General features: G+C 70.6%; 25 protein-coding genes. 17 read left to right on the top strand and 8 right to left on the bottom strand.

The window, feature by feature from the left end; translation table 11 throughout:
* Positions 1–163 precede the first annotated feature (163 nt).
* The 6 genes from ACQBAU_RS10335 (at position 164) to ACQBAU_RS10310 (ending at position 7237) form a co-directional block, all read left to right on the top strand.
* Positions 164–1066: an ABC transporter ATP-binding protein gene (locus tag ACQBAU_RS10335; RefSeq protein ID WP_465256681.1), complete on the top strand. Its 903-nt coding sequence runs from the start codon at positions 164–166 to the stop codon at positions 1064–1066.
* Positions 1063–1860 (top strand): ABC transporter permease, encoded by a 798-nt coding sequence (locus tag ACQBAU_RS10330; protein WP_434549057.1) that lies wholly within the window; start codon positions 1063–1065, stop codon positions 1858–1860. The genes ACQBAU_RS10335 and ACQBAU_RS10330 overlap by 4 nt, the downstream gene beginning before the upstream one ends.
* A gap of 78 nt (positions 1861–1938) precedes the next feature.
* Positions 1939–4584 carry a bifunctional acetate--CoA ligase family protein/GNAT family N-acetyltransferase gene (locus ACQBAU_RS10325; RefSeq protein ID WP_465256680.1) on the top strand — a complete coding sequence of 882 codons (2646 nt, stop codon included), beginning with the start codon at positions 1939–1941 and terminating at the stop codon, positions 4582–4584.
* 102 nt (positions 4585–4686) lie between these two features.
* Complete coding sequence (locus ACQBAU_RS10320) at positions 4687–5250, top strand: DUF5998 family protein (RefSeq protein WP_434549055.1); 564 nt, start codon at positions 4687–4689, stop codon at positions 5248–5250.
* Entirely contained in the window at positions 5247–6422 is a 1176-nt protein-coding gene (locus ACQBAU_RS10315; protein ID WP_465256679.1) for an alkaline phosphatase family protein, read from the top strand. The genes ACQBAU_RS10320 and ACQBAU_RS10315 overlap by 4 nt, the downstream gene beginning before the upstream one ends.
* Complete coding sequence (locus ACQBAU_RS10310; protein ID WP_434549053.1) at positions 6419–7237, top strand: sulfurtransferase; 819 nt, start codon at positions 6419–6421, stop codon at positions 7235–7237. The genes ACQBAU_RS10315 and ACQBAU_RS10310 overlap by 4 nt, the downstream gene beginning before the upstream one ends.
* 96 nt (positions 7238–7333) lie before the next feature.
* Here ACQBAU_RS10310 and sepH read toward each other — a convergent pair whose 3' ends face one another.
* Positions 7334–9169: a septation protein SepH gene (gene sepH, locus ACQBAU_RS10305; RefSeq protein ID WP_465259353.1), complete on the bottom strand. Its 1836-nt coding sequence runs from the start codon at positions 9167–9169 to the stop codon at positions 7334–7336.
* A gap of 203 nt (positions 9170–9372) precedes the next feature.
* Positions 9373–9621, bottom strand: a complete 249-nt coding sequence (locus ACQBAU_RS10300) for a DUF6458 family protein (RefSeq protein ID WP_434549052.1) — start codon at positions 9619–9621, stop codon at positions 9373–9375.
* A 155-nt stretch (positions 9622–9776) separates the two neighbouring features.
* Between ACQBAU_RS10300 and ACQBAU_RS10295 the strand changes: the two genes are divergently transcribed.
* Complete coding sequence (locus ACQBAU_RS10295; protein ID WP_434549051.1) at positions 9777–10886, top strand: ferrochelatase; 1110 nt, start codon at positions 9777–9779, stop codon at positions 10884–10886.
* On the opposite strand, the gene ACQBAU_RS10290 is transcribed toward ACQBAU_RS10295, so the two are convergent.
* A complete protein-coding gene (locus ACQBAU_RS10290; protein WP_434549050.1) occupies positions 10839–11921 on the bottom strand; it encodes a glycerate kinase family protein in 1083 nt (360 codons plus the stop codon). The genes ACQBAU_RS10295 and ACQBAU_RS10290 overlap by 48 nt on opposite strands.
* A gap of 209 nt (positions 11922–12130) precedes the next feature.
* Here ACQBAU_RS10290 and ACQBAU_RS10285 point away from each other — a divergent pair, with 209 nt between their 5' ends.
* Positions 12131–12430 carry a DUF4193 domain-containing protein gene (locus ACQBAU_RS10285; RefSeq protein WP_434549049.1) on the top strand — a complete coding sequence of 100 codons (300 nt, stop codon included), beginning with the start codon at positions 12131–12133 and terminating at the stop codon, positions 12428–12430.
* A gap of 88 nt (positions 12431–12518) precedes the next feature.
* Here the strand turns inward: ACQBAU_RS10285 and ACQBAU_RS10280 are convergent, their stop codons facing one another.
* Positions 12519–12809, bottom strand: a complete 291-nt coding sequence (locus ACQBAU_RS10280; protein WP_434549048.1) for a DUF4235 domain-containing protein — start codon at positions 12807–12809, stop codon at positions 12519–12521.
* Positions 12810–12992: 183 nt separating this feature from the next.
* Here ACQBAU_RS10280 and ACQBAU_RS10275 point away from each other — a divergent pair, with 183 nt between their 5' ends.
* The 3 genes from ACQBAU_RS10275 to ACQBAU_RS10265 are packed head-to-tail and all read left to right on the top strand — an operon-like array spanning position 12993 to position 14809.
* Entirely contained in the window at positions 12993–13481 is a 489-nt protein-coding gene (locus ACQBAU_RS10275; protein ID WP_465256678.1) for a DUF3093 domain-containing protein, read from the top strand.
* The gene (dut, locus tag ACQBAU_RS10270; RefSeq protein ID WP_434549046.1) at positions 13471–13941 is read left to right on the top strand and encodes a dUTP diphosphatase; all 471 of its coding nucleotides are present in this window, start codon (positions 13471–13473) and stop codon (positions 13939–13941) included. The genes ACQBAU_RS10275 and dut overlap by 11 nt, the downstream gene beginning before the upstream one ends.
* Positions 13942–13984: 43 nt before the next feature.
* The gene (locus ACQBAU_RS10265) at positions 13985–14809 is read left to right on the top strand and encodes a DUF3710 domain-containing protein (RefSeq protein ID WP_465256677.1); all 825 of its coding nucleotides are present in this window, start codon (positions 13985–13987) and stop codon (positions 14807–14809) included.
* A 21-nt stretch (positions 14810–14830) separates the two neighbouring features.
* Here ACQBAU_RS10265 and ACQBAU_RS10260 read toward each other — a convergent pair whose 3' ends face one another.
* From ACQBAU_RS10260 to ACQBAU_RS10250, 3 genes are all read right to left on the bottom strand, one after another.
* Entirely contained in the window at positions 14831–15241 is a 411-nt protein-coding gene (locus ACQBAU_RS10260) for an OB-fold nucleic acid binding domain-containing protein (RefSeq protein ID WP_434549044.1), read from the bottom strand.
* 110 nt (positions 15242–15351) lie between these two features.
* Positions 15352–16071 carry a potassium channel family protein gene (locus ACQBAU_RS10255; protein ID WP_434549043.1) on the bottom strand — a complete coding sequence of 240 codons (720 nt, stop codon included), beginning with the start codon at positions 16069–16071 and terminating at the stop codon, positions 15352–15354.
* Positions 16072–16124: 53 nt separating this feature from the next.
* A complete protein-coding gene (locus ACQBAU_RS10250; protein WP_434549211.1) occupies positions 16125–16769 on the bottom strand; it encodes a potassium channel family protein in 645 nt (214 codons plus the stop codon).
* 147 nt (positions 16770–16916) lie between these two features.
* Here ACQBAU_RS10250 and ACQBAU_RS10245 point away from each other — a divergent pair, with 147 nt between their 5' ends.
* The 3 genes from ACQBAU_RS10245 to ACQBAU_RS10235 all read left to right on the top strand — a co-directional run bounded on the left by ACQBAU_RS10245 (position 16917) and on the right by ACQBAU_RS10235 (position 21129).
* Positions 16917–17786 carry a universal stress protein gene (locus ACQBAU_RS10245; RefSeq protein ID WP_434549042.1) on the top strand — a complete coding sequence of 290 codons (870 nt, stop codon included), beginning with the start codon at positions 16917–16919 and terminating at the stop codon, positions 17784–17786.
* 90 nt (positions 17787–17876) lie between these two features.
* Positions 17877–19874: an APC family permease gene (locus ACQBAU_RS10240; protein ID WP_434549041.1), complete on the top strand. Its 1998-nt coding sequence runs from the start codon at positions 17877–17879 to the stop codon at positions 19872–19874.
* A gap of 52 nt (positions 19875–19926) precedes the next feature.
* Complete coding sequence (locus tag ACQBAU_RS10235; RefSeq protein WP_465256676.1) at positions 19927–21129, top strand: class I SAM-dependent RNA methyltransferase; 1203 nt, start codon at positions 19927–19929, stop codon at positions 21127–21129.
* A gap of 19 nt (positions 21130–21148) precedes the next feature.
* On the opposite strand, the gene ACQBAU_RS10230 is transcribed toward ACQBAU_RS10235, so the two are convergent.
* On the bottom strand, positions 21149–22285 hold the full coding sequence (locus tag ACQBAU_RS10230) for a MalY/PatB family protein (protein ID WP_434549039.1): 1137 nt from the start codon (positions 22283–22285) through the stop codon (positions 21149–21151).
* Positions 22286–22435: 150 nt separating this feature from the next.
* On the opposite strand from ACQBAU_RS10230, the gene ACQBAU_RS10225 reads away from it, so the two are divergent.
* The 3 genes from ACQBAU_RS10225 (at position 22436) to ACQBAU_RS10215 (ending at position 26332) form a co-directional block, all read left to right on the top strand.
* On the top strand, positions 22436–25270 hold the full coding sequence (locus ACQBAU_RS10225) for an aconitate hydratase (RefSeq protein ID WP_465256674.1): 2835 nt from the start codon (positions 22436–22438) through the stop codon (positions 25268–25270).
* A gap of 146 nt (positions 25271–25416) precedes the next feature.
* A complete protein-coding gene (locus ACQBAU_RS10220; protein WP_434549037.1) occupies positions 25417–25758 on the top strand; it encodes a hypothetical protein in 342 nt (113 codons plus the stop codon).
* A gap of 199 nt (positions 25759–25957) precedes the next feature.
* Positions 25958–26332, top strand: coding sequence for a hypothetical protein (locus ACQBAU_RS10215; protein ID WP_465256673.1), 375 nt, complete (start codon positions 25958–25960; stop codon positions 26330–26332).
* The last annotated feature ends 17 nt before the right edge of the window (positions 26333–26349 follow it).

Below are 26349 nucleotides of genomic sequence, written 5' to 3'. Positions count from 1 at the left end.
GTCCACGTCCTGTCCACGTCACTGTATGCGACACCCACTGTGTGCATCATCTACTGTTTTCGTCATCCACTGTGTGCGAGACATACAGTGTGTGTCATACTCAGTGAGTCACGTACACAGATCGCAGCTGAAAGCCCTGCGTACCCCTTGGAGAGGAAGTGAGATGGACCCTGTCATCGAGATCACCCGGGTCGCCAAGAGCTATGGCGACGTCCCCGTACTGCGCGAGCTGTCACTGCGGATCGGACCCGGCGTCTTCGCCCTGCTCGGCCCCAACGGCGCCGGCAAGAGCACCATGGTCAACATCTTGACCACCCTGGTGACCCCCGACTCCGGTCATGTCGAGATCGCCGGGGTCGACGTCGTGGCCCACCCCGCCGCGGCCCGTCGGGTGATCAGCGCCACCGGCCAGGACGCCGCGCTGGACGACATGCTCACCGGCCGGGAGAACCTCGTCCTGATCGGTCGTCTGCTGGGACTGGGGGCGGACGAGGCCCGGCACCGGGCGGGCGAGCTGATCTCCACCTTCGCCCTGACCGAAGCCGCCGACCGCCGTGCGTCGACGTACTCGGGCGGGATGCGCCGCCGGCTCGACCTCGCCGCGAGCCTGATCGACCAGCCGGCCGTCCTGTTCCTCGACGAACCGTCGACCGGGCTCGACCCGACCAGTCGGACGAACCTGTGGGCGAACATCCGTGAGGTCGCCGCGGCCGGGACCACGGTCTTCCTGACCACCCAGTACCTGCAGGAGGCCGAGGAACTGGCCGACCGGATCGTGGTCCTGCGCGACGGCGGGATCGTGGCCGACGGCACCGCCGCCGAGCTGATCACCCTGGTCGGCACGGCCTCGCTGGTGCTGCTGGACGACCACGACCAGGTGGTCCGCAGCTTCGACGTCGACGGTACGGCGGCCGACACGGCCCGCGTGCTGGCAGGACTCGGCCCGACCGAACAGCAGCTCCGCGCGGAGCTGCGACGACCCACCCTCGACGACGCCTTCATCGCGTTGACCTCGGCGGAGGGTGCCGGGCGACCGGGCGGGATCGGACAGGAGGTGGCGGCATGACCACGGCGACCACCACGCTGTCCCGGCCGGCGCCCCGGACGGTGTCGGTCCCGGCCAGCAGCCTGGCCTTCATCGGTCGCAGCATGCGACACAGCCTGCGCGACGGTGAGGGCCTGTTGATGGCCATTGCGCTGCCGGTGATGTTGATGTTGCTGTTCACCACCGTGTTCGGCGGCGCGATCCAGGGGGACGGCTACATCGACTACGTGGTCCCCGGCATCATCTTGACCTGCGCCGGCTTCGGCGCCTCGGGGGTGGCGGTGTCGGTCAGCCGGGACATGACGGCCGGGGCGATGAAGCGGTACCGAACCCTGCCGATCGTCAGCGCCACCGTGCTGGTCGGCCACACGATCGCCAGCCTCGCCCGCAACCTGGTGGCCACCGCGGTGGTGATCGGGGTCGCCTTCGCGATGGGGTTCCGACCCGGGGCCGGGCCGCTGGAATGGCTGGCGGTGATCGGCCTGGTGGCCGCGTACGTCCTCGCGATCACGGCCCTGTTCGCCTTCATCGGCCTCGTGGCGGGCAGTCCGGAGGCCGCCAACGGGTACGGCTTCGTGCTGCTGTTCCTGCCGTACCTGTCGAGCGCGTTCGTCCCCATCGCCACGATGCCGGGCTGGCTGCAGCCGGTGGCGACCCATCAGCCGGTGACACCGATCATCGAGGCGTTGCGGGCCCTGCTGCTCGGCGGTGAGGTCGGGCCGTACGGACTGGTGGCCCTGGCGTGGTGTGCCGGGATCCTGCTGGTCGCCGCCCTGCTGACCCGGTGGCGGTTCCCGCGGACCAGCGCTCGTTGAGCACGGTGCCGGGAGCGTGAGGTACACCTCCCTCCCGGCACCCGTGGTCCGCCGGTCCGGCCCGATAGGCTGGCCCACGTGACTGTCGGCTCGTCGTCCAGGGAAGCGGACCTGCCCCCGGGTTACCCCGTGGAGTGGGAGGCGGACGTCCTCCTCACCGACGGCCGGACCGCCCACCTACGACCCGTACGACCCGATGACGGCCCGGCGCTGGTCGACTTCTACGCCCGCGTGTCGGCCGAGTCCAAGTACCTGCGCTTCTTCGCCCCGTACCCCCGGCTGTCCAAGGCCGACGTCCGGCGCTTCACCGAGGTGGACTACGTCGACCGGGTGGCCCTGGTGATCACGCTGGCCGACGAGATGATCGCGATCGGCCGGTACGACCGGGTCGAGGCCGAGCAGGCCGAGGTGGCGTTCCTGGTCGAGGACGCCCACCAGGGGCGTGGCATCGCCCAACTCCTGCTCGAGCACCTCGCCGAGGCGGCCCGGGAACGCGGCATCACCCGGTTCGTCGCCGACGTCCTGCCGCAGAACCGTCGGATGGTGTCAGTCTTCGCCGACGCCGGCTACCACGTCCGGAAGGACGTCGAGGACGGCGTGATCGCCGTCGACTTCCCGATCCTGCCGACCAACACCTCGGTCGGGGTGATGGAGCGTCGCGAGCACCGGGCCGAGGGGGCCTCGATGCGCCGGCTGCTGCACCCCGAGTCGGTGGTCGTCCTCGGCCCGGCGGACCGGGCCACCCCGCTGGTCCATTCCCTGCTCACCTCCGGGTTCCGCGGCCAGGTGGCGGCGGTCAGCACCGACGGGCTACCGGTGGCGGGGGTGCCGAACGCCCCGTCGGTGGCCGACGTCGCCGGCGACATCGACCTGGTGCTGGCGGCGATCCCGGCCGACCACCTGGCGCAGGTGGTGATCGAGGCCGCCCACCGCAAGGCCCACGCGGTGGTCGCGTTGACCGGCTCGGGGATCGGGCCCAAGGAGTCGCCCCGGTTGATCTCGCTGGCGCGGGCGTACGGGCTGCGGGCGGTCGGCCCCGACGCCCTCGGCCTGATCAACACCGCCGACGCGGTCGCGCTGAACGCGTCCCCGGCACCGATGCCACGACCCGGTCACGTCGGACTGTTCTGCCAGTCCGCTGCGGTCGGGGTGGGACTGCTGCGCGCCGCGGCCCGTGCCGACCTGGGTGTGTCCTCCTTCGTCAGCACCGGCGAACTGGCCGACGTCACCGGTAACGACGTGATGCAGTACTGGGAGGACGACGACTCGACGCGGGTCTGCGTCCTGTCCCTCGACAGCATCGGCAACCCACGCAAGTTCTCCCGCATCGCCCGTCGGCTGACCCGCCGCAAGCCGGTGATCGTGTTCGCCCCCGGGCGGGCCGACTGGAGCTCCCACGACGGCGACCGCGGTGGACTGGCCCGACTGCCCGCGGCCGCCGTCGACGCGGTCTTCCGGCAGGCCGGGGTGTTGGTGGTGCACCGCCGCGACGCGATGTTCGACATCGCCGGCATCCTGGCCCGGCAGCCGTTGCCGAAGGGGCCGCGGGTCGGTCTGGTGACCAACTCCGCCAGCTTGGAACGGCAGGCCCGCCATGCCGCGCAGAGCCTCGGCCTGGTAGTGGAGACCGTCGTGCTAGACGCCACGTCCGGAGACGACGAGCTGGTCGCCGCGACCGCCGCCATGGTGGCCGGGGACAGCTGCGACGCGGTGCTGTGCGCGGTGGTCCGCGTGTTCGGTGGCGACCAGGCGTTCGTCCGGCAGCAACTCGAGGAACTCGACGCCCACGACAAGCCGCTGCTCGCGGCGTTCCTCGACTTCGACGAGTCGCCGACCGCCGGTGCCGAGCCCGACCGGATCGGGGCGCTGCCGTCCTTCGACGGCGTCTCCGACGCCATGCAGGCCCTGTCGGCGGTGACCGGCTACGCCAAGTGGCGGGAACGGGACCCCGGTGCCGTACCGCTGCTGGAACACGACGAGCACTCCGCCCGCCGGGTGGTCAACCGGGTGCTCGCCGACACCCCGCGCGGGCGCGAACTGTCCGACGCCGAATCGGCCGAACTGCTGCGTGCGTTCGGGATCCGGGTGGTGCCGCAGTACCGGGTCGACACCTTCGACGACGCATTGGCCCGGGCGACCGAGCTGGGGTGGAACGTGGTGCTCAAGGCCACCGCGGCGGGGGTGCGGGGCCGGCAGGACCTGGCCGGGGTCTACCGCAACATCGACAACGAGTTCGAGCTGCGGGAGGCGTGGGACGACCTGCAGGCGCTCACCACCCACCTCGGCCGCAGTGCCGCCGAGTCGGCCCCGGTGATCCAGGCGATGATGCCGGTCGGGACCTCGCTCAGCATCGAGTCACGGGAGGACGCCGCCTTCGGCCCGGTCGTCCGGCTGGGGTTGGCGGGGCTGACCAGCGACCTGCTCTCCGACGTCGTCCACCGCGTCCCGCCGCTCACCACGGTCGACGCGGCGGCGATGGTCCGCGACCTGCGGTCCGCACCGGTGCTGTTCGGTTCGTACGGGGGCATGCCGCCGGTGGACGTGGGCGCCCTGGAGGACCTGCTGCACCGGGTGGCGCAGTTGGCCGACGCGTTGCCGCAGCTGGCGCACGTCCAACTGGTGCCGTGCATCGTGTCGCCCGAAGGCGTGAGCGTGGTGCGGGCCCGGGTCGTGGTGGCACCCACCGGTGACCAGCGCGACCCGGGTGCCCGTTCGCTGGGCTGAACCACCCGCCGTGGGTCGGCACCGGGCAGCCGGGGGCGACCTCGCGGCAGCCGGATCGGCGACGGACGGGGACTGTCGGACCGGCGTGCAAGGATGGTCCCCATGAGAAGTCTGGAGGCCCTGCGCGCCGACATCGAGACCTGCGGCTACTTCCCCGACCTGGTGTTGGACGCGGTGCTGCTCGGCGTCGACGGTGAGGAGGTGGTCGACCACGTCGTCCACCACGAGCCGACCTTCAGCCGCGACCAGATCCATCGCCACGTCACGATCCTGGTGCTCACCCCGACCCGGATGTTGGTCGGTCACACCGACGACCACCCGTCCCCGGAGGGGGAGCCGCCCCGCCAGCAGGCCGCGACGTCGACCGAATCGGTGCCGCTCCGGTCGATCGACACCGTCACGGTGACCCGGGTCGTGGGTGACCCGGCGAAGTACGACCAGGAGCAGGTGGTCGAGGCCTGGCTGACGGTCAACTGGGGTGCCGTCCGTCGGATCGACCTCGAGCCGGCCGACTGTCCGGACCCGCAGTGCGAGGCCGACCACGGCCTGACCGGCGCCATGGTCGGCGACGACCTGGTGGTCCGGATGAGCACCGCTGCCGACGGCATGGATTCGGTGAAGCGGCTGGTCCGCTTCGGCACCAAGCTGCAACGGGCGACCGCATGAGCCCTGTCGATCTCGACGGGCCCCTCCCACCCCAGTACGGCCGCAACTCCCTGATCGACCTGCTGCCGTCGATCGCTGCGGCACAAGGGGTGCCGGGCTTCGACAACCTCCTCGTGCTGCCGTCGGCGCCACGGTGGGTGGTGCTGATGGTGGACGGACTCGGGTGGCACAACCTGGACGCCGCTCGCGAGCACGCGCCGTACCTCTCGGCGTTGGCGTCCCGACGCCCACCGGTGACGGTCTCGGTGCCGTCGACCACCACCACCAGCCTGTCCGGGCTCGGCACCGGTCGGCCACCCGGCCAGCACGGGATGGTGGGCTACACCTTCCGGTTGCCGCGCGCGAAGGGTGCCGTGCTGAACGCGCTGTCGTGGGAGGTGCCGCACTCACCGCGGTTCGTCCAACCGGTGCCGACGGTGTTCGAGGAACTGACCGGTCAGGTCGCCACGGCGACGGTGTCGCTGGCCCGGTTCGCCGAGAGCGGGTTGACCGAGGCGGCGCTGCGCGGTCCCGAGTTCGTCGGACTCCGCGACGAGAACGACGAGCGGGTACGGACCGAGCGGATCCTGTCCCGGGTGACGGGAGCCGAACGGACCCTGGTGTACGCCTATGAGCGCCGGCTCGACATGACCGGCCACACCGATGGTTGGCAGAGCGAGGCGTGGCGTGCCCAGTTGGCCCGGCTCGACGGCAACTGCCGCACCCTGGCGGCACGACTGCCCGCGGACGCGGTGCTGGTGGTGACCGGCGACCACGGCATGGTCGACGTGCCGACCGCACGTCAACTGGTGGTCGAGGACGAGCCCGACCTGTTGGCCGACGTCGACTGCCTGGCCGGCGAGGGTCGGTTCCGGCAGCTTTACGTCGACGGGACCGACCCGACGGTCGTGGCCGCCCGGTGGCGGGCACGGCTGGGTGACGACGCGTGGGTGCGCACCCGGGACGAAGCGATCGGCGAGGGCTGGTTCGGTCCGGTCGATCCGGCGATGGTGGAGCGGCTCGGCCACGTGCTGGTGGCGATGCGGGGTGACGCGGCGGTGATGACCCGGACGGCGCCGCACGAGTTGAGCCTGGTCGGGATGCACGGCTCACTGACACCGACCGAGATGCTGGTGCCGTTGATCATGGTCCCCGGTGGCACGTCGGCGCCGGAGCGGGAGCGGGCCCGATGATCATGATCGATGTGGCCGAGCTGGCCGAGGCGCTCGGTGGGCCGAACGCCCCGGTCGTCCTGGACGCCCGCTACAACCTGGTGGGGCGGCCGGGCCGCGACGAGTTCGTCGAAGGACACCTGCCTGGCGCCCGCTGGCTCGACGTGGATCGCGAACTGTCCGACCCGCCGGGGGATCGGGGACGTCATCCGTTGCCGAGCGCGGACCGGCTGACCGCCGCCCTGCGCCGGGTCGGGGTGTCCGAGGCCACCGAGGTGGTCGCGATGGACGGCGGGGACCTGCTCGGAGCCGCGCGACTGTGGTGGCTCCTGCGCGATGCCGGTCATGATCAGGTACGCGTGCTGGACGGCGGGTTCCGGGCCTGGGCGGCAGCCGGGCGGCCGGTGGTGGCCGGGCCGGACGACCCGGTCCGGCCGGGCGACTTCACCGCACACCCGGGCCGGTTGCCCCAGGTCGGGCCCGAGGAGGTCCGTACGGCGGCGGGGTCGGTGGTCGACGTCCGCATCCGGGAGCGGTGGGCCGGGGAGTCCGAGCCGATCGACCCGGTGGCCGGCCACATCCCCGGTGCGGTCAACCTGCCGATCGGTGACCTCGACTCCGAGCACGGCGGGCTGCGACCGGCCGAGGAGTTGGCCGAACGGTGGGCCGGGGTGGGGGAGCAGCCGGTCATCTACTGCGGCTCCGGACTGACCGCCAGCAAGGCCGTGCTGTCACTCGCCGTCGCCGGGCGGGCCGACGGCGTGCTCTACCCGGGGTCATGGAGTGAATGGATCCGCGATCCCGACCGCCCGGTCGCCACCGGCGACGACGACTGATCCGTTCGGCGACCCGGCTGAGGCCGGGGATGCCGGCCCGACGGATCGTCAGCAGTAGGGTCCGTCGACGGGAGGGTCCGTCGACGGGAGGGGGCGTCAGCCGCGGCGGCGGGGAGACCCGAACATGATCTCGTCCCAGCTCGGTACGGCTGCCCGCCCCTTGCGGCGCTTCGACTTCGCCGGCGCCTCGGCCGGCTTCTCGGTGGCCGGCTTGTCGGTGGTCGGCTTCTCGGCGGACGCCGCGGGGTCCTGATCCGCCGTCGAAGCCCTGTCGGCCGGGTCGGTGGCGTCAGCCGAGTCAGCGGCGTGGCCCGAGCCAGCGGTGTCGGCCGGGCCAGCGGTGTCAACCGAGTCAGCGGTGTCGGCCACCGTTTCGCCGGGCGCGTCGGGTGGGCTCGGCGTGGGTGACTCGACCGGCGCCGCGGCCGCGTCGGTGGCGGCCGGATCGTTGCTGCTCGTCGCGTCAGTGTTGTCCGTCGCGTCAGTGTTGTCCGTCGCGTCGGTGTTGTCCGTCGCGTCAGTGTTGTCCGTCGTGGCCGCTCGGTCCGTGCGTGACGTACGTCGCTGGCGGCGCTGCTTCGGTGGGGGTGCCGGCGCAGGAGCGACGGCGAAGGTCGGGTCGTCGTCGAACAGGCTCGGTTCGACCGGCATCTCGGTGCTGTCGCCACTGTCCCAGGTCTGGCCGCTGTCGACGTCCGGTACGGCGGCCGCATCACTCAGCCCCGCGTACAGCGGACCGGTGTCCTCACCGTCGTCCCGGCGTGGCCCGTCGTCCCCGTCGAACATGGCGAACAGCCGATCGATCTGCGAGCCGGTGCCGTCCTCGCTGAGTTCGGGTGCGGCGCTCGAGGGTTCGGGTGTCGGACCGGCGTCGGTGCCCGCGGTCGAGGCCGCGGGGGGCTCGCTGGTCGTCGGCTTGGTCCGGGTACGGGCGCGGCGCGACTGCCGTGTCCTCGCCTTCCGGCCGGATCGCCCCGATGCGGGGGAGGCTTCGGCGGGCTGGGCCGACGCGGTCGCCTGCTCGCTCCCCACCGTGGTGTCCGTTGCCGTGTCCTCCGCCGGCGCGGAGGTCTCCGTCGCCGTCTCGGCCGCGTTCGTCTCGGCCGTCGTCGTCTCGGCCGTCGTCGTCTCGGCCGTCGTCGAATCGGCCGTCGTCGAATCGGCGTCGTCCGCCTGATCGCTGCTGCCCTGGCTGGCCGCGCCGTCCTCAGCGGCCTCGTCGGTCACCTCGGCAGCCGGTGCGGTGCTGGCCTCCGTAGGCGCCGCGGACTTCCGTCGGCCGCCGCGCCTGCCCTGGCCGGCCCGGTCGGGAGTGGCGCCGGCCTTCGCCGTCGTGGTCGTGTTGTCACCCGGGGCGTCACCGCCGTCGGTGCCGTTCCCGTTCTCCCGGGCAGCCCGTTCCGCCTCCTCACGGGTGGCGGTCACCAGGGCCAGTTCGTCGGCCAGGTCGACCGTCGGCTCGTCGTCGCCGTCCGCGGACTCCTCGGGTGCCGACTCGCCGGCCGGCGGCCACGGGAGCTCCCGCGCCAGTCCGCCGGCCTCGTCGTTCGCGGTGACGGAGAACTTTCCGGACGGGTGGAAGATGAACTCCGCGGTCCGCCGTTCCTCCGCGATCACGTAGGTGGCGGTCACCGCCCACCGGGCGTCGGGCAACCGGTACGAGTCCCAGTCGACGGTGTCGAACTCAACGCCGACGCTCGCCAGCCGCTCGCTGACCGCGATCCGCAACGGGCTGTGGGACGACCCCCCGCCGGTCCGTCGCAGGGTCGAGGTGAGTGCGGCCGCCGCCGTGTGGGCACGCTCGGCCAGCACCGGCCCGGCGAAGCGCTCGACCATCGCCGCTGACATCTCCGTCTGGCTGGCGAGCTCCTCGACCGATGCGCCGGCCCTGACCCGAGCCTGGATGTCTCGTGGCCTGAGTTCACTCTCCATCAAGATCTCCGCGGTCCCCTGGTGTCTCGGTGTTGTCCTGGACGGACACTGTCTCGGCGGCCGACGTCGCCCGATGTTTGGCGGTTCGCCACCGGATCGTGACGTGGCCCTGACCCAAACCTACTCGGTGGTTCCTGCGGAGAGTGGGTGCCTCGCCGTGTCGCACCAGTGGAGTGGCAGCGAGTCCGGCGGCACCCAAGCTGTCAGACGACGTCGTCGCGGCGGGTCTCGCGCACCTCGGTGCCCTGCTGACCGCGGACCTCGGTGACGTGGCGCGACCTGCCGCGCAGGGCAGCCAACACGAAGCCCAGGATGATCGCCGCGACGCCGGCGACGATCAGGATGATGCCCAGCGTGTCGTCCCCGATGCCGGGAATGTCGACCTGGAGTGCGAAGACCAGGATCGCCCCGATCACGATCAGCACGATCCCGATTCCGATGCCGTAACCCATGTCGTTTCCTCTCGCTCGCCCTGCCGTCCCCGCGGCCGGTGCTGGCGCCAACTGTGGCACCTCACCGTGCGGGCAGCAAGCTTCCGTGGCGGTATGTCGACACGGCATCTTCGGGCCCGGTCGGCGGAACTGCTGCTGGGTGGCACCATGGGGGCGTGCTCGATCCCTATGACGGTGTGTTGCTGGTGTCCTTCGGCGGACCGGAGGCTCCCGACGAGGTGATGCCGTTCCTGCGCCGCGTGACCGCTGGCCGCAACATCCCCGACGAACGGCTGGCCCTGGTCGCCGAGCACTACCACGACCACGGTGGTCGGAGCCCCATCAACGACCAGTGCCGGGCACTGTTGGCCGCACTGGAACAGGAACTGGCGCGCCGCGAGGTCGACGTGGAGCTGTGGTGGGGCAACCGCAACTCCGAGCCGTACCTCGCCAACACGATCGCGGCGGCCCAGCAGTCCGGTGCCCGACGGTTGCTGGCCCTCACCACCAGTGCCTACCCGTCGTACTCGTCGTGTCGGCAGTACCGGGAGAACGTGGCCGACGCGCTGGCCGAAGCCGGGGCCGACGACCTGGTCGTCGACCGGATCGGACAGTACGCGACCGACGAGGGATTCGTGACGGCCAACGCCGACGCGGTCGACGGTGCGCTGCGCCGACTCGGGGACACACCGCCGGCACGGATCCTGTTCGTGACCCACTCCATCCCGACCGCGATGGCCGAGTCCGCCGGGCCGAGCGGACGACCTGACGCGGGGTCGTACGTGGCGTGGCACGAGAGCGTCGGCGAACGGGTGGTGGCCCGGCTGAGCGAACAGTGGCCGGGTCTGCGCCACGAACTGGTGTACTGCTCCCGCTCGGGCCCGCCGTCGCAGCCGTGGCTGGAGCCGGACGTGAACGACAGGCTCCGCGAGCTGGCCGGCGACCCGCATCCGGTCGTGCTGGCACCGATCGGCTTCACCTCCGACCACATGGAGGTGATCCAGGACCTCGACACCGAGGCCGCGGCCACCGCGGCTGAGGTCGGCATCACCTGTGTCCGGGCCGCGACGGCCGGTACGCACCCAGCCTTCGTCAGCGGGCTGGTCGACGCGTTGCAGGCCAGGGCAGAGGTGGCTCGCGGCGAACGGCAACCGTCGACCGAACCCGGCACCCTCGGTGGGCCGGGGTGGTTGACCTGTCGCCCCGACTGCTGCCCGAACCTGCGCGAACCGGGCCGGTCAGCGATCGCCGAACTCCTCGGCGAGCCGGCGACCGGCGGCGCGTAGCCACCGCTGCGGATCGGCCATCGCCGACGGGGGATCACCTGCCCATTCCACCAGCGACCGGGCCGCGACCCCGGCCACCGGCTCGACCTGACCGGCGACGACCTGCACCGGGACCCCGTGGGCCTCGCCCAGTGCCACCACGTGGCCCACGACCTTCCCGGTGAGCGAGGTCGCATCGAACCGGCCCTCCCCGGTGATCACCAGGTCACTGGCGGCCAGTGCCTCGGTCAGCCCGGTGCGCGTGGCCACCCAGGCCGCGCCGTCGACGATCTGGGCACCCAGGCCCCGCACCAGGCCGTATCCGAGGCCACCGGCGGCGCCCATCCCCGGCTGGTCGGTCGGCCCGCCGAGCAGTTCGGCCCACCGGGTCAGACCCGCTTCCAGCCGGACGACGTCCGCGGCGTCCGCCCCCTTCTGCGGACCGAACACCGCCGCCGCGCCACCGTCGCCCAGCAGGGGAGCGGTCACGTCGGTGACCAACGTGACCCGGCAGGCGGGCGGTTGCGCGGGCCGTACGATCCGGGCCAGTCCGGTGAGGGCGCCGCCGCCGTCGGGCAGCACCGACCCGTCGGCGGCGAACAGGCCGTGTCCGAGGGCCGCCAGCGCGCCGGCACCGCCGTCGGTGCTGGCCGATCCGCCCAGCCCGACGAACACCTCACGGCAGCCGGCGTCGATCGCGGCGGCGATCAGCTCACCCACGCCTCGGCTGGTGGCGCCGAGGGCGTCGGGGGTGGGCATCAGCGGTAACCCGGCGACCGTCGCGACCTCACAGACCCCGATGTCGCCGAGCCGATACCACCGCGCGGTGACCGGGCTGTGGTCCGGGCCGGTCAGGCCGGCCACCTCATGCAGGTGCCCGCTCGGGTCACCGGCGGCGACGGCTGCTACCGTGCCCTCTCCGCCGTCGGCCTGGGCCAGACAGCACACCTGGTCGTCGGGTCGAACCTCGGTCCAGCCGGCCGCCAAGGATCGTGCGGCGGTGAGGGCGTCGAGGCTGCCCTTGAACGAGTCGGGGCAACACAGGACACGAGCCATCGGTACGGATTCCGATCCAGAAAGTTGGCGGGAACAGGAACAAAACGGGCGAGACGGCGTTGTGGTTCATACGCCGGCACCCAGGCGCTGCGTGAGTGTGATAAAGATACGCGGAGCCGGACGGGCCGCGCGGCCTGTCCGCCGGTGCCCACACACATGACTTTCACGCGGTGGACGACCACCGTCGCAGGTATTGGAGAAGGGAAGAGATGGCGACCGATTACGACGCCCCACGCAAGACCGATGACGAGAACAGCGAGGACAGCCTCGAAGAGCTCAAGACCCGCCGCAACGACAAGAACTCCGGCAAGGTCGACGAGGACGAGGTCGAGGCGGCCGAGTCGTTCGAGCTGCCCGGTGCCGACCTGTCACACGAGGAACTCACCGTCAGGGTGCTGCCGCGGCAGCAGGACGAATTCACCTGTGCCGGGTGCTTCCTGGTGCGTCACCGCAGCCAGATCGCCGAGACGCGTGGGAAGAACCACTACTGCTACGACTGCGCAGGCTGACACCCGTCGGGACGGGCCTGACACCTGTCGGGACGGGCCTGACACCTGTCGGGACGGGCCTGACACCTGTCGGGACGGGCGGGCCGGGTCAGAGCTTCAACTTGACCCGGCCGAGCCCGGGCGCCTTGCGACCGCTCTTGGCGTAGTGGCGTGCGGCCAGCCGCGCGGTCAGCAGTTGCGTGGCACCCATGCCCACGCCGCTGGCAAGGGCCCAGGTGGCCGCGGTCGCCAGCGGGGTCTCCGGATCCGTCGGTGACGGGGGCTCCTCACCGGTGGCGGCCCGCCATGCCAACGTGATCAACTTCTGCGCCGCGATGGTGGTCACCGCACCGATCACGCCGATGTAGACCTTCCACACGAGCTTGTCGGAGAACTCCACGTCGTGTCCTTTCGTCGGGGCCGTGCCCGGATGCCGGACCTGGACGTCTCCATCCTAACCGCGCTGCCGGCGACGGGTCATCGTCGGGGCGGGCGGCCCGGTCGTCGCAGCGACGCCGTCCGGTTTCGGCAAGGGATGATGAGAGGCTGGCACCATGAACAGGGGGAGGACGGTGGGATCCAGGTGAACCGTGACTACACCGAACTGCTGTGGGTGCCGGTGCACTGGTGGCTGCTGGGCGTCGGGTTCGCTCTGTCGATGGTGCTGGCGGTGACACACTTCCTGGGCTGGGGCCCGGGTGCGGTCAGCGGGGTGGCCGTGATGGCCGTCGTGGCGGCCCTGTTCCTGAGCTACGGCGGGTTGCGGATCCGGGTGGACGACGAGGGGCTGCACCTCGGTCGTGGTGTGCTCACCTGGCCGTACGTGGCCTCGGTGGCGGCCCTCGACGAGGCTGCCGGCCGTGATCGGATGGGTCCACAGGCGGATGCGCGGGCGTTGCTGGTGGTACGCCCCTACCTGCCCCGGGTCGTGGAGGTCACCCTCGACGACCCGGCCGATCCTCACCCGTACTGGCTCGTGGGGAGTCGACGGCCCGAACTGCTCGCCGCTGCGATCCGGTCACACCTGCCCCGGACCGACCAGGCGCACAAGGAGGCCGTCGATGCCGGTTGAGGTGTTGATCACCCGGGTCCGCGACGGGGTCGAACTGCCTTCGTACGCCCACCCCGGCGATGCGGGCGGGGACCTTCAGATTGCTGTGGACGTGACGATCCAGCCGGGTGAGCGGGTGCTGGTGCCGACCGGGATCGCGATCGCCCTGCCCGAGGGCTACGCCGCGTTCGTGCATCCCCGGTCGGGGCTGGCGGCCCGGCACGGGCTGTCGATCGTGAACACCCCGGGCACCATCGACGCCGGGTACCGCGGTGAGGTCCAGGTGTGCCTGATCAACACCGATCCGACCGAGCCGATCGAGCTGCAGCGTGGCGACCGGATCGCGCAGCTGGTCATCCAGCAGGTCTGGCAGGCCCGGTTCGTGGAGGTGACCGACCTGCCGGCGTCGATCCGTGGGGCCGGCGGTCACGGATCCTCCGGCGGTGTGGCCGGGTGGACTGGAACGAGCGAACTATCCTAGGCGAGGCCGTGAACGACCCGCGGCCCTGGACGAGGGGAACTTGATGATCTTTGACAGGTTGTTCGGCAAGCGCGGTGGATCCCGGTCGGATTCATCCGAGGAGGAGCATGCCGACACCGCGACCCCGGCCGAGGCCGAGGTCGACGAGGATCATGACGCGGTCGACGAGGACCACGACGCGGTCGACGAGGAACGCGACGCGGTCGACGAGGCACACACCGGGGCCGACGCCCCTGCTGACGACACCGACTGGGACGCGTTCGATGCCCGGTGGTGGCGGGACGACGGCCCGTACGACCTGTCGGAGGTGGACGCCGAGCTGCTGGACGAGCCGGATCCGATGCGGATCGACCTGGGCAGCCTGATCGTCACCGGCTTCGAAGGCATGGAGTTGCGGCTGCAGGTCTCCGAGGAGACCCAGCAGGTCATGTCGGCCCTGTTGATCAAGGGCGACTCCGCGCTGGAGATCGCCGCCTTCGCCGCACCCCGCAGTGGTGGGTTGTGGAGCGAACTGCGCGAGGAGATCGTCACCGCGACCAACGAGGCCGGTGGTTCGGTGGCACACGTGAAGGGCCCCTTCGGGACTGAGCTGCGTCGGTTGTTGCCGGTGCAGACACCCGACGGTGAGCAGGGCTACCAGCCGTCGCGGATGTGGGTGGCCCAAGGCCCACGCTGGTGCCTGCGCGGGGTGCTGTACGGCCAGGCGTCGGTGTCGGAAGGCCTCGACGGGCCGGTCGCACCGTTGCTGGAGACGTTCCGCAAGATCGTCGTGCGACGTGGCGACGTGGCGATGGCACCGGGCGACCTGCTCGAGCTGACGATGCCGGACGGGGCACGGCCCGCGACGCCCGAGACGCCACGAGGCTGACCCGGCAAGCCGGTGCCGGGTTCAGTCCGTGCCGGGTTCGATCAGCTCGTAGCGCGGGTTGTACATCGTGCGGTGCCCGGCCTGACAGGACACGCGGCCATGGACGCGGATCGTCGTGCCGGTCTCGATGCCGGGGATCGTCCGGCGTCCCATCCACGCGACCTCGACGGTGCCCGAGCCGTCACGGAGTTCCACCGACAGTGTCGGCGCCTCACCCTGGGGTGCCCGGGTGAGCTTGGCGACGGTGCCGCTGAGGGTCACCCTGTCGCGGTCCCGGCACGATTCGATGGGCTGGGCCCCGACCCGTCGGGCGGCCTCCTGCAGGTCTGCCGACTCGAGCTCGGCCTCGGACGTGGTGAGCTTCTTCCACGCCCTGCTCAGCCGGCCGCCGAGGGTACGGGTCTCGCGACCGCTGAACTCCTGCCGTGCCATCGGGTACGCCTCCATCAAGCCCTGGGATCTCTCGGCCCGGTGTCGTCCGTCAGTACTCCGAGCCGTCCGTCCGTACCCCGACAAGTCTAGGCCCCGGCCGGGCCTTCCCCTCAACTCGATGCCGACCCGTGACCTTCACCCGGCTCGGAGTCCACGACCGCGGGGCGGGCACCCTTGGGCGCCAACAGTTCCGCGAGTCGCCGGTCCTGCTTGTCCGTGGTGACGAACATCAACTCGTCGCCGGCCTCGAGGGTGCCGTCGACCTCGGGTGCCCGGGCACGTCCGTCGCGGATCACCGCCACCAGCACGGTGTCGTCGGGCCATCGCATGTCGCCGATCCGGGCCCCGACGTGGGGGCTCTCCCCGGGGAGCACCATCTCCACCAGTTCGGCCGAACCGCGACCGAAGGTGAACAGCCGCACCAGGTCGCCGATCCCGACGGCCTCCTCGACCAGGGCCGACATCAGCCGCGGGGTGGAGACCGAGACGTCCACGCCCCACTGCTCGTCGAACAGCCACTCGTTCTTCGGGTGGTTCACCCGGGCGACGGTGCGGGGGACGCTGAACTCCGTCTTGGCCAGCAGGGAGTGCACCAGGTTGACCTTGTCGTCACCGGTGGCGGCGATCGCCACGTCGCAGGTGTCGAGCCCGGCCTCCTCCAGCGACGTCAGCTCGCAGGCATCGGCGAGCAGCCACTCCGCTTCGGGCAGCGAGTCGGACTTGATCGCCCGAGGGTCCCGGTCGATCAGCAGCACGGTGTGGCCGTTCTCGATCAGCTCCCCGGCGATCGAACGACCGACGTTGCCGGCTCCGGCGATGGCGATCCGCATGGTGGCTCCTCAACAGGTCTTCGGGTGCTGGGCAGGCGTGGGCGTCACGGCGCTCAGCGGCGCGGCGGGTTGCCGAGCCGGGACTCCAGCTCACTGAGCCCTTCGTCGGTGACGGCGGCGTACAGCAGGTCGCCGTCCTGAAAGACGGTGTCGGGCTCGGGCACGATGCCTTGGCCCAGCCGCTGGATGAACGGGATCTTGGTGCGCGCCGCGACCTCGATCTGGCGGACCGAGCGGCCCACCCAACCACGATCGGTGTGCACCTCGACCAGTCGGACGTGGCCCGACGGGTGGCGCCACAACGGTTCGGACCCGGCCGGCAGCAACCGGCGCAACACCTGGTCGGCGGCCCACCGGACGGTTGCGACGGTGGGGATGCCGGTCCGCTCGTAGACTTCGGCGCGGCCCGGGTCGTAGATCCGGGCGACCACGTTGTCGACGTTGAACGTCTCGCGGACGACCCGGGCGGAGATGATGTTGGAGTTGTCCCCGCTGGAGACTGCGGCGAAGCCTCCGGCGTCCTCGATCCCGGCCGTGATCAGGACCTCACGGTCGAAGCCCATCCCCCGGACGGTACGGCCGGTGAAGTCCGGCCCGAGCCGGCGGAAGGCCTCCGGGTCCACGTCGATCACCGCCACCGAGTGACCACGCTTCTCCAGGCCGCGGGCCAAGGTGGATCCGACGCGACCGCACCCCATGATGACGATGTGCACGCTCACTCCTGGTTCGAGGCGGGAATCTCCCCTGAGCACGCTAACACCGCTTCCCGACCGGAACGGCCTCCGCGCGGTGGGTAATCTTTGCGACAGTCAGGCGAGCGGCGCCGGCGCCAAGGGGGAACACACGTGGACTTCTCGAACAAGATCGCCGTAGGACATGACGGGTCGGAGGAGTCGTTCCTCGCGGTCCGCTGGGCCGCCGGCGTGGCGGCCGCCGCCGACCAGGAGCTGGCCGTCGTGCACGGCTGGATCTGGCCACAGCTGACCAAGCAGTTGGGCCCGGTGGAGGGGATCCCCGACTCCGGGTTGCGCAGTGCAGCCGACGACCTGCTGCGCGAGGGTGTCGAGGCGGCCCGTGAGGTGGCCCCGGAGGTCCGGGTCGGCACCGCGTTGATCACCGGGGAGGGGCGAACAGCACTCGGCCACGTCTCCCGTACCGCCGATCTGGTGGTCGTCGGCCATCGCGGCCTCGGTGGCTTCCTGGGCATGTTGCTCGGCTCGGTGAGCCTCGACCTGATCACCCACGCCGGCTGCCCGGTCGCGATCATCCGGACCGCGGATGCCGGCACCGGCGATGTCGTGGTCGGCGTGGACGGTTCGGAGGCGGGCCTGGCTGCGGTCGGCACCGCCGTACGCCTGGCCGGCACCTGGCGTGCCCCGCTGCGGGTGGTCCACGTCCGTCGCGTGATCAACTCCCGTACGGCCGCCTCCGACGACGAGGCCCGTGACGTCCTGGACCAAGGTGTCGCCCGGGCCCGTGAGCTCGGCCTGACCGAGGTGACCGGCGAGCTGGTCGACCACAGGTCGGTCTCGCAGGGCCTGCTCGATGCCGCGGGTCGGGCCCGGATCATCGTCGTCGGCATCGAGGGTGCCGGGCGTCGTGGATTCGGGTCGAACGCCCATGCCGTGATGCATCACACCACCGGCAACGCGGTCGTCACCCGGTACGTGGCACGCGACGAGGCGGACGAGGTCGAGGTCGTCGCGACCGACTGACGACCGTCGGCCGTTGCGGCAAGCCGATGTGATGCCGACCACGCCCGGAGGTCTCGCCAAGTCGCCCGGACAGGCATAGAGTCGCCGGACGTGAACCTGTCCGACGCAGGCAGGCGGCTCGTCCTGGGCCGCAAGCTCCGCAGCGGGCAACTGGGGGAGACCCTGTTGCCGAAGCGCATCGCGCTACCCGTGTTCGCCTCCGACGCCCTGAGCTCGGTCGCCTACGCCCCCGACGAGATCATCCTCACCCTGGCGCTGGGTGGTGCCTCGGCACTGGTGTTCTCATGGCCGATCGCCATCGCCGTCGCCGTGGTGATGTTGGTGGTCGTCACCTCGTACCGCCAGAACGTGGTCGCCTATCCGTCCGGTGGCGGTGACTACGAGGTGGCCACGGTCAACCTCGGCCGCAACGCCGGCCTCGGCGTGGGAAGTGCGCTGCTGGTCGACTACGTGCTGACCGTCGCGGTCTCCACCTCGTCGGGGATCCAGAACGCCAAGTCCGTACTGCCGTTCATCGACGGCCACGAGGGCATGATCGCCGCGGTGGTGATCATGGTCCTGATGACGCTCAACCTGCGGGGGGTGAAGGAGTCCGGCACCCTGTTCGCCATTCCCACCTACCTGTTCATGGCCTCGATCCTGATCATGGTCGGGTGGGGACTGTTCCAGATCCTGGTGCTCGACGTGCCGCTGCAGGCCCACAGCGCGCAGTACGGCGTCGCCGGCGATCCGACGTACACCGCACTGACCGGGTTTGCCATGGTCGCCCTGTTGGCGCGAACCTTCTCGTCCGGCTGCGCCGCGCTGACCGGGGTGGAGGCGATCAGCAACGGGGTGCCGGCCTTCCGGGAGCCGAAGAGTCGCAATGCCGCGACCACCTTGGGTCTGCTGGGTCTGGTGGCGATCTCGATGATGATCGGGATCATCACCCTGGCCAACCTGACCGGGCTGAAGTTGGTGGACGGGGAGAACTCGTTCTACACCGTCAACGGCCAGGTGCACACCGAGATCGTCGAGCAGACCGCGGTCGCCCAGCTGGCCACGGCGGTCTTCGGGTCGGTCCCGGTGGTGGCGTGGTTCGTGGTGGGGGTGACCATGATCATCTTGTTCCTGGCCGCCAACACCGCCTTCAACGGATTCCCCGTCCTGGGGTCGATCCTGGCGCGCGACGGATTCCTGCCCCGTCAACTGCACACCCGCGGTGACCGGTTGGCCTACAGCAATGGCATCGTCGCGCTGGCCGTGGTGGCCACCGTGCTGGTCATCGCGTTCAACGCCAACGTCACCGCGCTGATCCAGCTGTACGTGGTGGGGGTGTTCGTCTCGTTCACGGTGAGCCAGACCGGCATGGTCGTGCACTGGACCCGGATGCTGCGGGGAGAGACGGCCCCCGACCGACGCCGTCGGATGCAGCGTTCCCGCGTGGTGAACGTGATCGGACTGTCGATGACGGCGACGGTGCTGGTCGTCGTGCTGATGTCGAAGTTCCTGCACGGTGCATGGATCGCGATCGTCGCGATGGTGGTGCTGTTCGTGATGATGAAGGCCATCCGACGGCACTACGACACGGTCGCTCGCGAGACCGCCTGGCGCACCGAGGACGTCGGGACCCTGCCGAGTCGGGTCCGGGCCGTGGTCCTGGTCAGCCGGGTGCACAAGCCGACCGTCCGGGCGTTGTCGTACGCGAAGGCGTTCCGGCCCAGCTCGCTGGAGGCGGTCATGGTCGACGTCGATCCCGAGGAGACGGCGCGGACCAGCCGGGAATGGGTGGCGGCCGGGATCACCACCCCGCTGACGGTCATCGCCTCCCCGTACCGCGAGGTCACCGGTCCGTTGCTGAAGTTCATCGACGAGCTGCGCAGCGAGAACCCGCGGGAGGTGGTGGCGGTGTACGTGCCGCAGTACGTCGTCGGCCACTGGTGGGAGGAGCTCCTGCACAACCAGTCGGCGAGTCGGTTGAAGGCCAAGTTGCTCCACATGCCCGGCGTGGTGATGATCTCGGTGCCGTACGTCCTCGCCTCGTCCCGACGGCGGACCGAGTCCGGTGGCGCGGGCGACCGTGATCAGTTGTGGGCACGTCGCCATTGAGGTGGTCCCCGTGCTCGACCGGGGGGCGTGATCCACTGGAGGGGTGACGCAGATGAGTGAGCAGTCGGCCGTCGGTCAGGTCGTGGGGCCGTTGGAGGTGGGACCGGTCGCCCACGGGGGACACTGGGTCGCCCGTTGGGAGGGCCGGGTGATCTTCGTGCGCCACACCCTTCCCGGCGAACTCGTCCGGGTACGCATCACCGACGACACCCACGCCCGGTTCTGGCGCGGTGACGCCGTCGAGGTGATCACCCCGGCCGCTGACCGGATCACGCCGCAGTGCCCGATCAGTGGCCCCGGCGGGTGTGGCGGCTGCGACTTCCAGCACGTCAGCCCGGCCGGACAACGTGAGCTGAAGCGGGCCGTCGTCGCCGAGCAGCTGCAGCGGCTGGCCTCGCTCGACTGGGACGGGGAGGTCGAGGAGGTGCCCCTGCCCGGCCCAGGTGCCGACGGTGTGGCCGCTGACGCTGACGATGGCGTGGGCGACGTACCGGCCTGGCGTACCCGGATGCGCTACTTCGCCGACACACAAGGGAACTGGGGGCTGCGGGCACACCGGTCGCACACGGTGGTCCCGCTGCCCGACCAGGGCTGCGCGATCGCCGCGGTCCCGGCACCCGACCCGGGCACGGGTGCGGTGGCCGATGTCGTGGTGGACGGGTTCGGTGACCAGCACCTGATCATGGACGCGGAGCCGATGGGGTCGGGGGCCGACCTGGTGCAGATCGCCGGCGGCATCGAGTTCGAGGTCCCGGTGGACGGGTTCTGGCAGGTGCACCCTCGCGCTGCCGACATGCTGGCCGGTGCGGTCCTCGACGGCCTCGAGCCGCGCGCCGGCGAACAGGGCTTCGACCTCTACTGCGGGGTGGGGCTGTTCGCCGCGGCACTGGCGGGCGAAGGCGTCCGGATGTGGGGTGTGGAGTCGGGGCGGGCCGCGGTCCGGTGCGCCCGGCGCAACGTTCCGGGCGCCAGGTTCACCGCCGGCCAGGTCGGCAAGGTGTTGCACGGGTTGCCGAAGCGCACCGACCTGATCGTGCTCGACCCGCCGCGGCAGGGAGCCGGCAAGGACGTGATACGGCAGGTGTTGGCGCGCCGGCCGCGAGCGATCGCGTACGTGGCCTGTGATCCGGCAGCCCTGGCCCGCGACCTCGGGACGGCCCGCGAGGCGGGCTGGGAGGTCATAGAGCTGCGCGCCTTCGACCTGTTCCCGATGACCCACCACGTGGAGTGTGTCGCCATCCTGGCGCAGCGGTAGGTGACGGGCCCTGCACGTGTCAGACCGGTAGCGCTGCAGCCATCCGGTCGACGGCCTCGACGAGGATGTCGGGTGAGGTGGCGTAGTTCACCCGGATCCACTGATCATGGTGTTCGGAGAAGTGCCGACCCGCCACGGTGGCGACCCGGGCCTCGGTGAGGAAATGTGCCGCGGGGTCCGCGAGGCCGAGCGCAGCGCAGTCCCACCACGCCAGGTAGGTCGCAGGACCGGCAGTGTGCACGATGCCCGGCAGCTTGTCGGCGACCAAGCGGGCCAGTAGGGCGCGACGATCGTCGAGTTCGCCGCGGAGCTGGTCGAGCCAGGTGCCGTCGGCACTCCACGCGGCCTGCTGGGCCGCGACGGCGAGGTGTTGGGCTCCGTTGACCGCTGACGGGTGCAGCCCGGTCGACAGGTGACGGGTCCGGGTGCCGGCCAGCAGCACGGCGGCTCGCAGGCCGGCCAGGTTGAACGCCTTGGAGGCGCTGTGCAAGGCGAGTCCGCGGCTCGCTGCGGGCAGGGAGAGGTACGGCACGAAGGTCTCGCCCCGCCGCACCAGCGGAGCGTGGATCTCATCGCTGATCACCAGGGTGCCGTGCCGGTCGGCGAGCTCGGCGACCATGGTCAGTTCGGCAGCGGTGTGCAGGGTGCCGGTCGGGTTCTGCGGATTGCACAGGATGTAGGCCGCACCCGGACCGGCCTTGGCGAAGGCGTGATCAACAGCGTCGAGGTCGAGCCGCGCATCGGGGCCCAACGGGGCCGTGACCACCGGTCGCTCGATCGAGTTGATCAGTCCGTGGAAGGAGCTGTAGCACGGCGGGCTCACCACCACCGGGGACCGAGGCGGCGTCGCGGCAAGGATGAGCTGTCGGATGCCGGTCATCACGTCAGGGACGACGCGGTGCCCGGTGAGGTCGACCGGCCAGCCCCATTCCCGGTGCGCGAACTGGGCCAGTGCGTTTCCCAGATCCGGTGTGGGCCTGACATAGCCGGTGTCACCTCGCCGCACCATCGCCGTGGCGACCTCGACCACGTCGGGGCACGGGTGTGCATCCATCTCGGCCACGACAAGGGGGAGCACGCCGTCGCCGTACGAGGCCCACTTCTCGCTGGTTCGGCTCGAGCGCAGCGCTGCGGCGGACAGGCCAAGGATCTCCATGCGCTCATCGTGGCTGCCGTCGACGACCTCCCGGGTTCGCGTCCACGACATGAGGTGGGATGGTGGAGACGAAGGGCAGTCGAGTGGTATCTTGACGTCGAGAGACTTTCCAAAGGGCAGCTAGGGCACAGGACAGGAAGTGGGATCGCGATGAGCGCCAACAGCTTCAACAGCCAGGACACACTCGAGGTCGACGGGACCTCGTACCAGATCTTCCGACTGGACGCGGTCGAGGGGAGTGACGCCCTCCCGTACAGCCTGAAGATCCTGCTGGAGAACCTGCTGCGCAACGAGGACGGCGCCAACATCACCGCCGACCACATCACCGCGGTCGGGCAGTGGGACTCCCAGGCCGAGCCGAGCCAGGAGATCCAGTTCACCCCGGCGCGCGTGATCATGCAGGACTTCACCGGCGTGCCGTGTGTGGTCGACCTGGCCACCATGCGTGAGGCGATCACCGAGCTCGGTGGCGACGCCACCAAGGTCAACCCGCTGTCGCCGGCCGAGATGGTGATCGACCACTCGGTGATCGCCGACGTGTTCGGCACCGCCAACGCGTTCCAGCAGAACGTCGAGATCGAGTACGGCCGCAACCGTGAGCGCTACCAGTTCCTGCGGTGGGGCCAGACCGCCTTCGACGACTTCAAGGTCGTTCCCCCGGGCACCGGCATCGTGCACCAGGTGAACATCGAGCACCTGGCCCGGGTGATCTTCCCGCGTGAGGTCTCGACGGGCTCAACCGGCGAGAAGGTGTTGCAGGCCTACCCCGACACCTGTGTCGGCACCGACTCCCACACCACCATGGTCAACGGCCTGGGCGTCGTCGGCTGGGGTGTCGGCGGCATCGAGGCCGAGGCGGCCATGCTCGGCCAGCCGGTGTCGATGTTGATCCCGCGGGTCGTCGGCTTCAAGCTGTCCGGTGAGCTGCCCGAGGGTGCGACGGCCACCGACCTGGTGCTGACGATCACCGAGATGCTCCGTGAGCACGGCGTGGTCGGCAAGTTCGTCGAGTTCTACGGCTCGGGCGTCTCGCAGGTGCCGTTGGCCAACCGCGCCACCATCGGCAACATGAGCCCGGAGTACGGCTCCACGATCGCGGTGTTCCCGATCGACGGGCAGACCACCGACTACCTCCGGCTGACCGGCCGTGACGAGCACCAGATCAAGCTGGTCGAGGAGTACGCCAAGGCCCAGGGCCTGTGGCACGACGACGACCGGGAGCCCAACTACTCCGAGAAGATCGAGCTCGACCTCGCGACGGTGGTGCCGAGCATCGCCGGCCCGAAGCGGCCGCAGGACCGGGTCGCGCTGAGTGAGGCCAAGGAGTCGTTCCGCAAGGCCCTGGACGCCTACGTCAGCGACGAGTACAAGATCGAGAAGGGTCGCCTCGACGAGTCGTCGCGCGAGTCCTTCCCGGCCAGCGACTCCCCGGCCGTGTTCAACGGCGACGACCCCGACGACAAGCCGCACGAGAGTTCCCGGGAGCCCCACCCCGGCCGGGCCAGCTCGCCGACGCCGGTCACCCTGGCCGACGGCACGCAGTTCGACATTGATCATGGTGCGGTGTCGATCGCGGCAATCACCTCGTGCACCAACACCTCCAACCCGAGCGTGATGGTGGCGGCCGCGCTGGTGGCCAAGAAGGCCGTCGAGCTGGGCATGGACCGCAAGCCGTGGGTCAAGACCACGCTGGCGCCCGGGTCGAAGGTCGTCATGGACTACTACGACCGGGCCGGGCTCACCCCGTACCTCGACAAGATCGGGTTCAACCTGGTCGGCTACGGCTGCACCACCTGCATCGGCAACTCCGGCCCGCTCATCCCCGAGGTCAGCAAGGCGGTCAACGACTCCGACCTGGCCGTGGTGTCGGTGCTGTCGGGCAACCGCAACTTCGAGGGCCGGATCAACCCGGACGTCAAGATGAACTACCTCGCCAGCCCGCCGCTGGTCGTGGTGTACGCGTTGGCCGGCACGATGGACATCGACTTCGACACCGAGCCGATCGGCACCAGTGCCGAGGGCAAGGACGTGTTCCTGCGTGACGTGTGGCCGAGCCAGGCCGAGATCGAGGAGGTCGTCTCCGGCGCCATCGGTGCGGAGATGTTCACCGAGTCGTACGCCGACGTGTTCGCCGGTGACGACCAGTGGCGGAGCCTGCCGACGCCGGAGGGCCGGACCTTCGAATGGGCCGACGACTCCACGTACGTGCGCAAGCCCCCGTACTTCGACGGCATGCCGGTCGAGCCGGAGCCGGTCTCCGACATCAGCGGCGCCCGGGTGCTGCTGAAGCTGGGCGACTCGGTCACCACCGACCACATCTCGCCGGCCGGCGCCATCAAGGGCGACAGCCCGGCGGGGCAGTACCTCACCGAGCAGGGGGTCGAGCGCAAGGACTTCAACTCGTACGGTTCCCGCCGCGGCAACCACGAGGTGATGGTGCGGGGCACCTTCGCCAACATCCGGCTCCGCAACCAGCTGGCGCCGGGCACCGAGGGTGGCGTCACCCGTGACTTCACCGTCGCCGACGGCCCGGTGACCAGTGTGTACGAGGCCTCGCAGCACTACCTGGCCCAAGGCACCCCGCTGGTCGTGCTGGGTGGCAAGGAGTACGGCTCGGGTTCGTCGCGCGACTGGGCGGCCAAGGGCACCGCACTGCTGGGCGTACGGGCCGTGATCACCGAGTCGTACGAGCGGATCCACCGGTCGAACCTGATCGGCATGGGCGTACTGCCGCTGCAGTTCCCCGAGGGGCAGAACGCCGACTCGCTCGGGCTCACCGGTGAGGAGACCTTCGACATCTCCGGCATCACCGCGCTCAACGACGGTGCCACGCCGAAGACGGTGAAGGTGACCGCCACCGGCGCCGACGGCAACGAGGTGTCCTTCGACGCCGTCGTCCGGATCGACACCCCCGGCGAGGCCGACTACTTCCGCAACGGCGGCATCATGCAGTACGTGCTGCGCTCGCTGCTGAAGCAGGGCTGAGGTCACGGTCGCGTTACACCTTCGGCTGCCCGGGCGCCCATGGCGGGCGCCCGGGCAGCCGGTCAATATGGTGAGCATTGCACTGATCAGCCCACGATCGGGACCCGGACGACGGGACTCACCGCACCACCGACAGGGAGACGACCATGGCGCAGCCGTACCAGCAGGGCCAGCCCCAGTACGCACCGCAGCAGGGCCAGCAGGGTGAGGACCCCGGCAAGACGATGGGGATCGTCGGTCTGGTGCTCGCATTCCTGATGCCGATCATCGGTGTCATCGTGAGCTTCATCGCCCGCGGCAAGTCGAAGGCGGCCGGTTTCGCCAACGGCCTGGCCACCGCCGGCATCATCATCGGGATCATCGGCGTCGTGCTGCAGGTGATCATCGCGATCGCGGTCATCGTGCCTGCGGTCGGATTGATCAACAAGTGCGCCGAGCTCGGCCCGGGCACCCACCAGGAGGGTGGGGTCACCTACACCTGCGGCTGACCTCGGCCAGCGCCCGCGGCGTCCCGGCCGCTTCACACCCCTTCGGTTCCGGACCTGGGGGACGAAGCGACCGGGGCGCCGTTTCGCGTTTCCGGGCACGTGACGAGCCCCGGCACTGCAACCCCGGGTCGGCCCGGGGTTGCGGTGCGTGAGGGAGCGGCGTAGTGTTCTATTCGAACACACGTGCGAAGGGGGCAGTATGCAGACAACGCTCTACACACCACCGGGGTGGCCCGCTCAGGTCCGCCCGGCGGGGGCGCCGGACTGGGAGGAGACCGCCATCGCCTTCCTGCTGGACTGCTGCCCGCCCGACTTCCGCGGCTATCCCGTGCTGCGGCGCCACCCGGTCGTGCTGGCCCGGTTCGCGGCACAGTTCGTCGAGGGGCAGTACGGTGCCGCCACGGACGGCCTCGCCGGGGTCCGCACCAGCCTGATGGACCACGTACCGTCCGAGGTCCTCGACTCCGCGGCCAACGCCTGGCTCGAGCAGGGCGCCCAGCTCGCCCGGGTCCGGCGGGCGGTCGCGCTGGTCGAGGAGGCGCTGCGCGGGCGGGTGTTCATCCGTCGGCTGTGAGGCGCCGACCGCCGGTG

The organism is Carbonicoccus niuqiaonis (assembly GCF_050157065.1).
Taxonomy (GTDB): domain Bacteria; phylum Actinomycetota; class Actinomycetes; order Propionibacteriales; family Propionibacteriaceae; genus Avipropionibacterium.
This window is presented reverse-complemented; position numbering and strand designations above follow the sequence as displayed.